At 58.1% G+C, this 12,382-nt stretch carries 13 protein-coding genes; 8 read left to right on the top strand and 5 right to left on the bottom strand.

Annotated elements, in window-relative coordinates; genetic code table 11:
* Both VN887_16085 and der read right to left on the bottom strand, forming a co-directional pair.
* Positions 1-1,223, bottom strand: a 1,223-nt coding sequence (locus VN887_16085; protein HXT41526.1) for a vitamin B12-dependent ribonucleotide reductase, incomplete at its 3' end; no start/stop codon positions are given.
* Between the two features lie 356 nt (positions 1,224-1,579).
* Entirely contained in the window at positions 1,580-3,121 is a 1,542-nt protein-coding gene (gene der / locus VN887_16080) for a ribosome biogenesis GTPase Der (protein HXT41525.1), read from the bottom strand.
* A 142-nt stretch (positions 3,122-3,263) separates the two neighbouring features.
* Between der and VN887_16075 the strand changes: the two genes are divergently transcribed.
* From VN887_16075 to VN887_16065, 3 genes are all read left to right on the top strand, one after another.
* Positions 3,264-3,959 (top strand): hypothetical protein, encoded by a 696-nt coding sequence (locus VN887_16075; protein HXT41524.1) that lies wholly within the window; start codon positions 3,264-3,266, stop codon positions 3,957-3,959.
* Positions 3,960-3,997: 38 nt separating this feature from the next.
* Complete coding sequence (locus VN887_16070; GenBank protein HXT41523.1) at positions 3,998-4,573, top strand: TlpA disulfide reductase family protein; 576 nt, start codon at positions 3,998-4,000, stop codon at positions 4,571-4,573.
* A 148-nt stretch (positions 4,574-4,721) separates the two neighbouring features.
* Positions 4,722-4,946, top strand: a complete 225-nt coding sequence (locus VN887_16065; GenBank protein ID HXT41522.1) for a hypothetical protein — start codon at positions 4,722-4,724, stop codon at positions 4,944-4,946.
* A 109-nt stretch (positions 4,947-5,055) separates the two neighbouring features.
* On the opposite strand, the gene VN887_16060 is transcribed toward VN887_16065, so the two are convergent.
* Positions 5,056-6,207: a deoxyguanosinetriphosphate triphosphohydrolase gene (locus tag VN887_16060; protein HXT41521.1), complete on the bottom strand. Its 1,152-nt coding sequence runs from the start codon at positions 6,205-6,207 to the stop codon at positions 5,056-5,058.
* A 49-nt stretch (positions 6,208-6,256) separates the two neighbouring features.
* Positions 6,257-7,486 (bottom strand): 4-hydroxy-3-methylbut-2-enyl diphosphate reductase, encoded by a 1,230-nt coding sequence (locus VN887_16055; protein ID HXT41520.1) that lies wholly within the window; start codon positions 7,484-7,486, stop codon positions 6,257-6,259.
* A gap of 149 nt (positions 7,487-7,635) precedes the next feature.
* On the opposite strand from VN887_16055, the gene VN887_16050 reads away from it, so the two are divergent.
* On the top strand, positions 7,636-8,505 hold the full coding sequence (locus VN887_16050; GenBank protein HXT41519.1) for a prepilin-type N-terminal cleavage/methylation domain-containing protein: 870 nt from the start codon (positions 7,636-7,638) through the stop codon (positions 8,503-8,505).
* A 23-nt stretch (positions 8,506-8,528) separates the two neighbouring features.
* On the opposite strand, the gene argF is transcribed toward VN887_16050, so the two are convergent.
* On the bottom strand, positions 8,529-9,494 hold the full coding sequence (argF, locus tag VN887_16045) for an ornithine carbamoyltransferase (protein ID HXT41518.1): 966 nt from the start codon (positions 9,492-9,494) through the stop codon (positions 8,529-8,531).
* An 806-nt stretch (positions 9,495-10,300) separates the two neighbouring features.
* Here argF and VN887_16040 point away from each other — a divergent pair.
* The 4 genes from VN887_16040 (at position 10,301) to VN887_16025 (ending at position 12,247) form a co-directional block, all read left to right on the top strand.
* Complete coding sequence (locus VN887_16040; protein ID HXT41517.1) at positions 10,301-10,705, top strand: hypothetical protein; 405 nt, start codon at positions 10,301-10,303, stop codon at positions 10,703-10,705.
* Positions 10,705-11,493: a prepilin-type N-terminal cleavage/methylation domain-containing protein gene (locus VN887_16035; protein ID HXT41516.1), complete on the top strand. Its 789-nt coding sequence runs from the start codon at positions 10,705-10,707 to the stop codon at positions 11,491-11,493. The genes VN887_16040 and VN887_16035 overlap by 1 nt, the downstream gene beginning before the upstream one ends.
* Before the next feature lie 92 nt (positions 11,494-11,585).
* On the top strand, positions 11,586-11,804 hold the full coding sequence (locus VN887_16030) for a hypothetical protein (protein ID HXT41515.1): 219 nt from the start codon (positions 11,586-11,588) through the stop codon (positions 11,802-11,804).
* A 101-nt stretch (positions 11,805-11,905) separates the two neighbouring features.
* Positions 11,906-12,247 (top strand): hypothetical protein, encoded by a 342-nt coding sequence (locus VN887_16025; GenBank protein HXT41514.1) that lies wholly within the window; start codon positions 11,906-11,908, stop codon positions 12,245-12,247.
* Positions 12,248-12,382: the final 135 nt, after the last annotated feature.

Below are 12,382 nucleotides of genomic sequence, written 5' to 3'. Positions count from 1 at the left end.
GGATTCGTGGAGTGAATCGGCTCGGTGCCTTTGCACGTGTGCCATTTTTGAATGGCCCCGTCGTATTGCAGACCGGGGTCGCCGCAAATCCATGTGCCGCTGGCAATCTTGTCCAGGAGGCTGCTCGCGTCCTTCCTGTGCAGCGGTTCCCCGGTGGTGACGGAGCGCGTCCACCATTCCCGGCCGGCCAGCGCGGCCTGCATAAACTCGTCGCTGATTCGCACCGAGAGATTCTCGTTCTGATACATCACGCTGCCATAGGCGTCACCGTTGTAGGAACCGTCGTAACCCTGCTCGATCAGCGCCCATGCCTTCTTTTCCTCCTTCTGCTTGCAATCGATGAATTCCTCGATGTCGCCGTGCCAGTCCCGCAGCGTGTTCATCTTCGCCGCGCGCCGTGTCTTGCCGCCGGATTTCACAACGTTCGCCACTTGGTCATAGACCTTGAGGAAGGAGAGCGGGCCGCTGGGTCGGCCGCCACCGCTGAGTTTCTCCTTGCTGGAACGGATCGGCGTCAGATCCGTGCCCGTCCCGGAACCGTATTTGAAGAGCATCGCCTCGCTGTAAGCCAGGCGCATGATGTCCTCCATGTTGTCCTCGACCGACTGAATGAAACAGGCGCTGCCCTGGGGGTATTCGTATTGCGTCGAAGCGCGCTCGGCTTCGCCGGTTTTGCGGTTGTAATACCAGTTGCCCTTCGCCGAGTTTCTGCCCACGCCATATTGGTGATAGAGGCCGACATTGAACCACACGGGCGAATTGAACGCGCCGTATTGGTTCACGCAAAGCCAGGTCAGCTCGTCACAGAACACTTCGCCGCCCGCCTTACTGAAGTAACCATCCTTTACGCCCCAGTCCGCGATGGTGCGGCAGACACGGTGAACGAGCTGCCTTACCGACGTCTCTCGTTCGGGTGTGTTCTGTTCGCCATAAAAATATTTTGAAACGACCACCTTCGTCGCCAGCACGGACCAGGATTTCGGCACTTCGACGTTCTCCTGCTTGAAAATCACCTTGCCAGAGTCATCCGTGATCTCGGCGGTGCGCTTTTCCCATTCGATCTGGTCGAAGGGACCGACGATAGGGTCACTGAAGACGCGTTCGATTCGCAACGTTCTTTGAGTCACGGCGGCCGGCGGGGCGGCCCGGCGAGGAGTCGGACCTGACCGGCGGCGGGACCGGGAGGAGGGAGGGGACAGAGCTTGTTCGCGTGCGTCAATCATGGCTTAATATACAGGTTGGTTAGGTCTTCGGTTAACTCACCTTTTCCGAATCTAAACGGCTCGGCAGGCTCGGAAAGGCACGACAATTATTCAAAAAACGGCCAAATACTGCTGACCAAATGGCATGGGCTGGAGCCCTATTTGTTGCGCAGCGTCGGTCAGGGTAGCACTATCCGTTGTGGTCGCAAGAAAAATTTTCGAGAATGTTGCTCAGACGTTATTCGCCGCGGCGAAACCTGCAAAACGGCCCGAAGAAAAGCGTTTGAGCAACTTATTCTCAACGGCGAATAACCACACTTTTTACTCTCCACGGAACATCTAAAAGGAAAACCACCGCGTGCCATGCATCTGTTGCGCTACCGAAAGGCGGATCTGGCGCGGCCCGGCTTTCGTCCCTGCCTCTTTGTGCCCCGCCTGCTCTCGATTGTCTTGGGGCGCGCTTTGGCGGCAAGCACGATGGGGCAACCTTCATAGCCAAAGGCGCGGCGCATTTCGCCCGTCAGATATTTTCGATAAGTCTCCGAAAACAGTTCGCTGCGGTTGACGAACAGCAAGAATGTGGGCGGGGCCTGTTTGACCTGAGTTGCGTAAAAAAATTTCAACCGGTGGCCGCCGGCGCTGACCGGCTGCCGTCGTTCGATCGCGTCGCGGAGAGTTCGATTCAGGATGGCGGTGGGAATTTTCTGCTGCAACTGAGCGGCCACGTACCGCACCGCTTCCAACAGCCGGTCCAGATGGAAGCCAGACTTCGCGGAAGCGAAAATCACCGGCGCGAAGTCGAGGAAGAACAAATATTTCTGAACCCACTGGCCGAATTCCACAAGCGTCGTCATCGGTTTGGCGCCGGAGGTTCCCGCCTTTCGGTTTCGCCTTGCGATTTCCTCCTCGCGTGCCTTGCGCACGACGTCTTCCAGCAAGTCCCATTTATTGACGACGACGATGCAGGCCTTCTTTTCTTCAAGGATCTTTCCGCCGATTTTCTTGTCCTGCTCGAGAATGCCTTCCTCGGCGTCGAGAACAAATATCGCGATGTCACAGCGTGCAATCGAGTCTTCCGAACGTTTCACGCTGAAGAATTCAATCGAGTCCGCGCCATGCCGGTTTTTCCTCATTCCGGCCGTGTCGATGAGAATGTATTTCTGGCGGATCCCTTCGGTTTCGACCTCGAATGGGACATCCACCGCGTCCCGGGTCGTGCCGGGAATCGGGCTGACGACGACGCGCTCGGATCGTGTGAGCGTGTTGATAAGCGACGATTTGCCGACGTTCGGTCGCCCCACGATGGCGAGTTTTAACGCCAATGGTCCGGGTTCCTGGCTTTCGGCGGTTGCTTGGTCCAGACCCCCCGCTTTGTCGCATGAATCAGAAGCCGCGAACTTGATCTCCGAAACGGGGGGAAGCAGTGCGGCGGAAGCGTCCATGAGCGGGCCGATGCCTTTGTTATGAATGGCACTGACGGGGAAAATCCTGTCGAACCCCAGCTCGACAAATTCATCAGCGGCGGCTTCGGCGCGTTCGGTGTCCGCCTTGTTGGCCGCCACCAGCACCGGTTTGCCCGACTTGCGCAGACGGTCGGCTGCTTCGCGGTCGAGCGGCACGGTGCCCTCCTGGACGTTGACGACGAGGATGATGACATTCGCCGTGTCAATGGCGATGTTCACCTGGTCCAGCGCCGCCTGCGCGATCACGTCGTCCGCCTTCTCCCCGCGCAAAAGGCCGATGCCGCCCGTGTCCACCAGAGTGAACGGCCGGCCGCTCCATTCAGCCTCCGCGCTCACCCGGTCGCGCGTCACGCCGGGCTGGTCGTGGACAATCGCAATCCGCCGGCCGGTGATGCGGTTGAACAACGCCGACTTCCCGACATTGGGCCGGCCGACGATGGCGATCAAACCTGACATGCGGCCAGCATGAAGAAGCGGTGGCGAACGGGGAAGTGAAATTCAACGTGTTCTCGTTTGCTGCCCGCATTCACCGCTGAAAATAACGTTGAGGATAACGGCGGAGACTCCATACTCGACACACAACAACAAGAGCCAACCCATGAGCGATCCCACCACGCCTCCGGCCCAGCCGGTCAAAAGACACGGTTGTTTTTTCTACGGCTGTATTACCTGCATCGTCTTGTTTCTGATTGTCGCCATCACCGGCTTCTTTGCGGTTCGCTACGGACTCAATAAAATCGCCGCCTTCGTCGAGCGATACACCGAAACGGCGCCGATGGCGTTGCCGAAGACGCAAATGGCCGAAGCCGAGTATCAGTTGCTGGACAAGCGCGTCACCGCGTTCGCCGATGCCTTGAGGGCGCGGAAACCGGTGCCGCCCCTGGAGCTGACTGCCGACGAAATCAATGCTTTGATTGCCAGCCAACCCGACTGGAAGCAACTGAAGGAAAAAATCTTTGTGAAGATCGAAGACGATCAGGTCAAAGGCCTGGTCAGCCTGCCCATGGATGACATCGCGGGGCGGGTGCCGGGCTTCTCGCGTCTCAAAGGAAGATTTCTGAACGGTTCGGCCGCTTTCAAAGTTTCACTCACCAACGGCGTTTTGTCCGTCACGCTGCAATCGGTGGAAGTGAAAGGGCAAAGCCCCTCCGCCCAGACGATGGCCACGCTGAAAGGCGTCAACTTTGCCCAGAACGCGACCCAGGATCCGAAGACGTCTGAAGCGCTGGGGAAGCTGGAAAGCATCGAAGTGAAGGACGGCAAACTCGTCATCACGCCCAAGGTGAAGGAGTGAGTGGCTTTTTTGCTACGACGTGAGAAGTTGGTGCCGACATGAACAACAGGCGCATTGTGGGAACGAGTTCGGCCTCCCGTATTTTTCCGGCCATATTGTGTTGTTGGGCGGTCCTGGCGGCCTGTGGCGGTGAAAGACTGATTGGCACCAAACCGCGTGAATGGCGGGCCGAACACTGGCTGAATTCCGAGCCGCTGAAACTCGCAGACCTCAAGGGGAAGGTTGTTCTGGTCCGCTGGTGGACGGCCCCCGATTGTCCGTACTGCAGGGCCACCGCGCCGGCGCTGAATGAATTCTACCGCGAATACCACCAGCGCGGCCTGGAGGTCATTGGCTTCTATCACCACAAATCCGACGAGGCGTTGCGCGTCGAGGACGTGAAGAGACGCGCGGAGAAATTCGGCTTCAAATTTCCCGTGGCCATTGACACCGGCTGGCGCACATTGAATCAATGGTGGCTCGATACCGGCGACCGTGACTTCACGAGCGTGAGTTTCCTCATTGACCGCAAGGGCGTCATTCGCCATGTCCATCCCGGCGGCCAATATGTGAAAGGCGACAAGGCTTACGCGGGAATGAAATCGAAGATCGAGGAATTGCTGGCGGAGAAGTGAAATATTGAAAAGCTCGGCCTACTTCTTGACGATGAAGTTGACCGACATCACAGCCTCGCCTATCATGCGCCGTGAAAGTTGAGGATTCCAGCCGGCCTTGCATCCAACTGGCTCTGTTTGAAGAATGCTGTTTGGTGCTATCGTGCTTATGAAATACGTCTCGGCATTTGTCTCGTTCGCATTTGTATTTGCGGGAGTGTTCTTCCTGGCCGGTTGGTTGCTGATGCCTCATTTGCCGCCGATCCCTGACCACCCAGTTTCTGTGTTTGAGAGTGAGTATTGGAAAGACAACTGGATCGGGTATTTGCTTGGCATTGTTCTTGGTGGCTTGTCAGCGCGCTCCGTGTTGAAGAAAGCCGCAAAGAAAAGGTGAAGCTACATGAGCATCCGTACCGCACAAACGGCGGAGACAGCAGCCGCTGCGGTGGACATCGTGACTGCCACGCATAGGTCGCCGTGAGTTGGCCTCAATACTGCGTTTATCAGAGCTTCAACCCAAACACTCGATTGTATTCCTGGATCACGTAACGGTCGGTCATACCCGCAATGTAGTCGCAGACTGCGCGGCTCAGCCCGATTTTCCTGATGCGTTTCCGTGATTGCGCGCCGATTTCCTGCGGGTGCTCCAAATAATACTGGAACAGTTGTTCCATCATCCGGACCGCGCGCTGGTTCGGCTCATGAACCACCGGGTTGTAGTAGAGATTCTGGTAGAGGTAATTCCGCAATTCCAGATTCAGCTCGCGCCGCTTCGAACTGTATTGCGCCAGGGTCTTGCGCTGGCGTCGAACATCGTCCGCCGACGTCGCGCCCGAACCAAGGACGAGTTTTTCCGTCGTCTCGACCACATCGCGCACTTGGCCGTCAATGATGCAACGGATGATGAAGTAGCGGCGGCATTCGTCGGGCAGTTCGCCGTATTGTTTTTTCACCGTTCGCGCGGCCTGGTTCCAGAGGCGCACGTCGCGACACAGGTCTTTTTCTGAAAGGAGACCGGACTCCAGCCCGTCGTCGAGGTCGTGGCTGTAATAGGTGATTTCGTCGGCGAGATTGGCGACCTGCGCCTCCAGTGAAGCGGATTTCGCTTCGAAACCCCGGCGTCTGCCTGGACGATCGTAGCTGGTCTGGTGTTTGGCCAATCCTTCACGGACTTCCCATGTCAGATTCAGCCCGGGAAAGCCTGGGTACTTTTGCTCCAGCTCTTCAACGACTCGCAGGCTCTGGCGGTTATGTTCGAATCCGCCGTTGTCTTTCATCAGCTTGTCCAGGACCAGCTCGCCTTTGTGCCCGAACGGCGAATGGCCGAGGTCGTGCGCCAGTGCGATGGTCTCCGCCAGATCCTCGTTCAGCTTGAGGGCGCGGGCGACGTTGCGGGCGATGGCGGCGACTTCCATCGTGTGCGTCAGCCGCGTGCGCAGATGATCACCGCTGCCGTTCAGGAACACCTGCGTTTTATATTCGAGCCGGCGGAACGCGCGCGAATGAATGACGCGGTCGCGGTCGCGCTGGTAATGCGTCCGCCAGTCCGGCGGTTCCTCAGGGTATTCACGTCCGCGAGTGTCGGCGCTGAACTGGGCGTAAGGCGCGAGGCTCAGGCGCTCGAGCTGTTCCAGTTCTTCGCGGGTGCGGGGCATGGTTCAAATTCTGCCGGCGGAGGCGGAAAGCAGAAATGTCCGAACGGGATCAGCTCGCTAGCAACTCCTGCACGGAAACACCCTTCAACTCGAACAGCCGTCGAATCGCGTCTTCGATCAGGTTGTTCGGGCACGAAGCGCCGGCGGTGATGCCCACGGTGATGGTGCCCGGCGGCAGCCAGTCGCGCGTCTCGACCTCCTGCTGCTTGTGCAGGTTGTAGTGGACGATGAGCTTGTCTGAAACCATTTTTGCGGCGTTCTTGATGAAGTAGGTCGGCAGAACCTTCTCGCCCATCTCGGCGAGGTGCGATGTATTGGAGGAGTTGTAACCGCCCACAACGATGAGCAGATTCATCGGTTCTTTGAGCATTTTTTCCAGCGCGTCCTGACGGTCCTGCGTTGCGCCGCAGATGGTGTCGAAGAACCGGAAATGCTGCGGCAAAGTTTCTGTGCCGTGCTTCTTTTCCATCGCGGCCCGGATGCGGCGCTGCACCTCCTCGGTTTCGCCGCGCAACATGGTCGTCTGGTTGGCGACGCCGACCGCCTGCAAATGGATCTCCGGGTCGAAGCCGGGGGAGTAGGCGCCTTTGAATTTTTCGAGAAACTCCGCCTTGTCGCCACCGTTCAGAATGTAATTGCAGACGTAATCCGTTTCCGCGAGGTCATAGACGACGAGGTAATGTCCGGCGCCATAGGCCGTGGCCTGCGAAGTGGTGGCCTTCGTTTCCTCATGTTTGGCTTTGCCGTGAATGATGCTGGTGACCGATTCCTTCGAGTACTGGCGGACGCGCTTCCAGACACTCATCACGTCGCCGCAGGTGGTGTCCACCATGATGCAACCCTTCTGTTCGATTTTCTTTCGCGTGCCGACCTCGGTGCCGAACGCCGGAATGATGACCACGTCCTCCGCGCCCAACCGCGACATTTCTGCCTCGGTCGGTTTCGGCGGAATGGTCTGGATGCCCATGTTGCGGATCTGGTCGTTCACCTCGGGGTTGTGAATGATTTCGCCGAGGAGATAAATCGGTTTGGGCGCGGGAAAAACCTTGCGTGCCGCGTAGGCGAGATCGATGGCGCGCTCGACTCCGTAACAAAAGCCGAATTCCTTGGCCAGCTTGATGGTGAGCCGGCCATCGGCGGAAAGGATGCCGCCGTGCGCCCGGATTCGGTCCACCAGTTCGCTGCGATAATGAGCGACAACCTGCGCCTGCACGGCTTCCATCACATCGGGCCGGCGAAGGTTCACTTTTTGCGGCGCGCTGGGCGCTAGAGTTGACATAACAGAGATAGGTTACCAAGGCCCGGCATGGCGTCTAGTCCGCAGTTTCGCAAAGACGCAGCTCAATATTCTGCTTTTTCGACGCTCTAAACACCGGTGGAAAAACCTCCTTCGCGACGGGATTATTCGATGATAGGATCCCCGGTTGGATGGATGCGAAATCAACCGGCCGTTCGGGCGCATCGCATCGAGCGGCAATTGGCGCGCAGCCGGTTCGGGCTCCGGCTTTCACGCTGATTGAATTGCTGGTGGTCATCGCCATCATCGCGATCCTCGCGGCGCTGCTGTTGCCGGCTCTCGCCCAGGCCAAAGCGCAGGCGCACCGCATTCAGTGCGTCAACAACCAGCGACAACTGGCACTTACCTCGCACGTTTACAGCGGCGACTTCAACGACACCCTGGTGCCCAACGGGGGCAAACGCCCCGGCGACGCGGAAAAGGACAATCTCTGGGTTCTCGGGTGGTTTCATGACTTCACCGCGGGTTTTACGAACGGGGCATATCTGCTGGATCCGAAGTATGCCGCCTTCGCACCATACCTGAAAACTGCGGCGGTCTATAAATGCCCGTCGGACCGCGTCACCTACCTGCAAAGCCTCGGCAGGCCCGTGCCGCAAATACGGAGCTACTCGATGAACATTTACCTCGCGCCGGTTCCCTCATTTGCGGGCTATACTTCACCTCGCTACCAGGTCGCCAGAAAAGGCGCCGACATTCCGCTCCCGGCGGGCGCGTTTGTATTTCAGGATGTGAACCCGCAGAATATTTGCACCCCGGCTTTCATCGTCCGGATGCCGGGGTCTGGCATGGACGGTTTCTTTCACTACCCCGCCACTCACCACAACCGGTCCGGTGTGATTGCATTTGCGGACGGCCATGTGGAAACCCATCGCTGGCGGGACAAGCGCACCTTCGTGACCGCTCCATTTGGACAAAAAATCAGCCACGATATTTCGTCTCCGGGAAACGCCGATCTGGCGTGGATTCGGGAGCGCACGACCGTGCGCAAGGATCAATAATCCCCGGGACCGCCGGCGGGGATTCAGGAGACCAGCCAGTTCAAAATGGCTTTCTGAACGTGCAGCCGGTTTTCGGCCTGATCAAATATCGTCGGGGCGTTCGCCTCGAACGTCGCCTCGTCAATTTCCTTGCCGCGATACGCCGGCAGGCAGTGCATGACCAGGGCGTCCGGTTTCGCCAGTTTCACCAGCGACTGGTTTATTTGATAACCTTCCAACGCCCTGAGGCGTTCGGCGGCCTCCGATTCCTTGCCCATCGAAACCCACACATCCGTGTAAAGGAGATCGGAATCTGTTGCCGCCGCTTTGACGTCGTCACTGACGACAATGCCGCCATCTTGCTTTGGCGATCGGGTTTCCCACCGGCCTCGAGGGGATGCGGCGCGCCCATTGCCCGCGGCAGACCCGGCCCGCATCACAATTTCTTGTGACGGTTGAAATGCCCTTGGCGCGGCGATGCGAAGCTCAAAACCAAGCTTGGCTGCGGCAAACATCCACGACACCGGCATGTTGCACGCGCCGTCGCCGATGAACGTCACGGTCTTGCCCTGGATCGGACCGCGCTTTTCCTGAAACGTGAAAATGTCGGCCAGCACCTGGCACGGATGCTCGTCGTCGGTGAGCGCGTTGACCGTCGGCACGCCGGAGAATTGCGCGAATTCTTCGACATCCCGCTGGGCGTAGGTGCGGATCACGGCGCCGTGAATCATCCTGCCCAGCACGCGCGCGGTGTCCTTGATCGGTTCACCGCGGCCGATCTGGATATCGTTTGCGCTGAGAAACATCACCTGGCCGCCCAGTTCGCGGATGCCGACCTCGAAGGAAACGCGGGTGCGCGTGGAGGACTTGTTGAAGATCAGCGCCCACGTCTGGCCGGTCAGCGGAAGTTTCCCGGGCCGGCCGCGTTCCCGTTTCATGGGGCCGGCCGCGGCCAGGATCTGGTCCATGTCCGCTCGCGGCAGTTTTTCCAACGACAACAGATGTTTCATGCGACGAACGCTTCTCCGCGAAAATGCACACGAAGCATAAAAACCACGAAAGTCTCAAGCCATTTTTGGGAGATTCTTTGTTGGGCCTCGCCCGGCCGAACCTCGAGCCATAGAACGAATTGGAACCGGCGGTTCGACAAGGTCGAAACAGGGTAAGCGAAGATTTCATCGCCATGGTGCACCGGAAGGGTCTTACCCCGCCCCAATCCACGGTCTCCACCACACCTAATTTACGGTGAAGACCCCATTGCAAGCCGCCTTGAGGGGACTTTATTCTCGCTGACAGGATAACAGACGGAGCCTCAGGTCGTAAGGAGACCCGCGTTTGGCGTATGACGTGCCGGCTGGAGGTTTTGGCCGGATGAAATTCTTAACTTGCCGCGCTTATGAAGACGACCAAATTCACCCGCTCACCGGAGGATAGACCACCCATTATTGCCCAATGGGTGAATTCCACACCTTCTGCGCGAAAATTTACCGCGCAATCGAAATTCCCCGCGTCTCGCGTCCAGCTTTCCGACTGAAACTCCGCGGGCGCTGCCTCTGCTAAACTCGTTGTCATGTTTGTGCTGTTGGCAGGTTTCTCCCTTCGGGGCATAGCCGCAGGCGAGCGCCGACTCACGCCGCGCGATGCCAATTCCAGCGACGTAGTCTGGCAGTCGCTTTGGGGAATTTGGCCTCGGAATTTGCAAGCGGGTTCAATCTGGTGGAGTTCTGGCTGGTCTATTGGGACCAGTTGAGCGACTTTGACGGTTACGACAGCGTCCGTTTTCGATGACTACGACACCCAAGCCCAGAACCAGTCAATGAGAAGACATCCGCCACCTTACGCCCGCAACGATGACGATGGTGTCGTTATTTCGGGCGAGCAACGAGAGCCGAATCTTACGAGGCGCATTCTCCGGTGGTTTGGCGGGGCTTTCCTCTGGCTCCTGGCGCTGGCTCCCGGATCGTACATATTTGCGAAAGGAGTTGGAGGGAAAGTCAACAAATGGCTGGCGGGTCGCCGGAACTGGCATGTCCTCTACGGAGTTGATGCCATAGGCTTTGGTTGGGTGACCGTCGGGGTCGGATTCTGGGCCTTGGGGCAGTTTTGTTATCTGAAGACCAGCCGACCTGCGGTAAAGTTTGTGGACTGGACGCTTGCGGTCCTTGCCGGTGTAATTGGGGTGTGGGTTCTCCTGAAAGGATCAGGCAATTCTACCGGCTGATGAAACTGGCTCGCGCATTTACCTTGATCGAACTGTTGGTGGTGATCGCTATCATCGCTGTGCTGGCGGCGTTGCTCCTGCCAGCGCTCGCACGAAGCAAAGCTCTGGCGAAACGGACCTATTGTCAGAACAATCTCCGCCAGCTTGGGTTGGGGCTTGGGATGTATGGGGACGACAACTGCAGGTACCCGCCTTCCTCAAGCTATGCGACGCTGGTACGTGGGCCAACTCACGGGACATGCTTGTGGAATGTTTACCTCCTCGATTACGCGGAGCGGGAAAGCTTCTATTGCCCTTCTTTTCCAGACTACTTCCGCTGGACGACAAATCCTTCTCCAGACGGATATTCCTATCCAACCAATATCGAAGGAAATCGGCCCTTCTGTTACGCCATGAATTGCTATGGTGTTGCGGCGGGAGGCATGGGACTGGGAAACGGCAACGACTTTCTGGTGGCGGAAAGTCGCAGGCCCGAAGAAATCAAAGTGCCCGCAGATATGATTTCCATTGGCGACGATTCAAGTAGCACAACGGACAATCCAGGCCCAAGAGGCGGATTCAAATCGGGAGGCTGGGGAGTGTTCACTTTAATCTACAGTCATTTGGTTGACGACCGAGCGGGTTTGATCGGCAGAATCCACGATGATGGCGGCAACATGGTTTTCCTCGACGACCACGTGGAATGGCAGCACTGGTGGAAGTGGATCGAATTCAGTGACGCTGCCGCGCGTCGCTGGAATTATGACAACCAGCCGCACGAGGAATTCTGGGCGACGAACGGTCCGTGATGGGCCGGGCACACAAGACCTTTTGAAATCACACGCGGGCGAGACCTGTCAGCTCGAAGCCTGCAGCGCTTTTCATACGTCTTATGTTAGGGATGCTGCAACGACTACGACGAACGGCGGAACTCCGTCGCTTCCGCATTCACGAGGCGGGCGCGGGATTATTGGCGCTGTGCGCAGCGAGCGTTTCTCTGCACGCCGGCGTCCTCTTTACCGATCTGGTTTCGTTCGGCGGCACCAACGCGAGCATCACGGTATCTGAACCGGTGAATTCAGAAAACCAGCGTTTCTATCGGCTGACGTTGCCGCCTTAGCTCGCGGCGAATGTTTCCACGCGATCCAGCATGACTGACGCCACGCGCCGCGAAAATCACGGTCGTGAGGTTTGGGAATGGAACGCAGAGGTGATACACAAATGAATGACCTGTCCGACGCCTTGTTTACACTGAGCGCCGATTCGACCGTTTATCTTCTCATCACGACCGCGTTCGGCATCGCGGCGCTGCTCTGTTTTCTCGTGGCGATTTTCCAGCGCGAGGCGGTGAAGCGAGAGTTGCGCGAGAACGGGTGCCAATCGCTGCGCATCTGGTGGCGTCCGCTGGCGTACTGGGCGCCCTGCTACACTACGCCTTTTCGGGTCGTTTATCGGGACGCATCGGGCCTCGTTCACAGGGCGTGTTGCTGCGTCTATAGGTCCGCTCTTGATTCCCCCTTTGGCCCTCGTCGCGTGCGGTGGTTGAAGGACGAAGTGGCCTAGCGCGTCGTGTAAGGGCAGACGGAGAACTCCAAGCCGCAGGCCGCACCCCGACCGGTAGCGCCGCGCGTGTTACTCCAAATGATGTCAGGAAAACGACCGCTGTTCACGCCAGGCTGCCGATGACTCTGGTGATAA

The sequence above is a fragment of the Candidatus Angelobacter sp. genome (assembly GCA_035607015.1).
Classification (GTDB): Bacteria; Verrucomicrobiota; Verrucomicrobiia; order Limisphaerales; family AV2; genus AV2.
Note: the sequence above shows the minus strand (reverse complement) of the source record. Positions and strands in the feature narration are given on the sequence as shown.

Bases quoted from the DNA above. Each gene is read 5' to 3' on its own strand.
- der (HXT41525.1), bottom strand. From the start codon at position 3,121: ATGTCAGGTTTGATCGCCATCGTCGGCCGGCCCAATGTCGGGAAGTCG.
- VN887_16075 (HXT41524.1), top strand. From the start codon at position 3,264: ATGAGCGATCCCACCACGCCTCCGGCCCAGCCGGTCAAAAGACACGGT.
- VN887_16070 (HXT41523.1), top strand. From the start codon at position 3,998: ATGAACAACAGGCGCATTGTGGGAACGAGTTCGGCCTCCCGTATTTTT.
- VN887_16065 (HXT41522.1), top strand. From the start codon at position 4,722: ATGAAATACGTCTCGGCATTTGTCTCGTTCGCATTTGTATTTGCGGGA.
- VN887_16060 (HXT41521.1), bottom strand. From the start codon at position 6,207: ATGCCCCGCACCCGCGAAGAACTGGAACAGCTCGAGCGCCTGAGCCTC.
- VN887_16055 (HXT41520.1), bottom strand. From the start codon at position 7,486: ATGTCAACTCTAGCGCCCAGCGCGCCGCAAAAAGTGAACCTTCGCCGG.
- VN887_16050 (HXT41519.1), top strand. From the start codon at position 7,636: ATGGATGCGAAATCAACCGGCCGTTCGGGCGCATCGCATCGAGCGGCA.
- argF (HXT41518.1), bottom strand. From the start codon at position 9,494: ATGAAACATCTGTTGTCGTTGGAAAAACTGCCGCGAGCGGACATGGAC.
- VN887_16040 (HXT41517.1), top strand. From the start codon at position 10,301: ATGAGAAGACATCCGCCACCTTACGCCCGCAACGATGACGATGGTGTC.
- VN887_16035 (HXT41516.1), top strand. From the start codon at position 10,705: ATGAAACTGGCTCGCGCATTTACCTTGATCGAACTGTTGGTGGTGATC.
- VN887_16030 (HXT41515.1), top strand. From the start codon at position 11,586: ATGCTGCAACGACTACGACGAACGGCGGAACTCCGTCGCTTCCGCATT.
- VN887_16025 (HXT41514.1), top strand. From the start codon at position 11,906: ATGAATGACCTGTCCGACGCCTTGTTTACACTGAGCGCCGATTCGACC.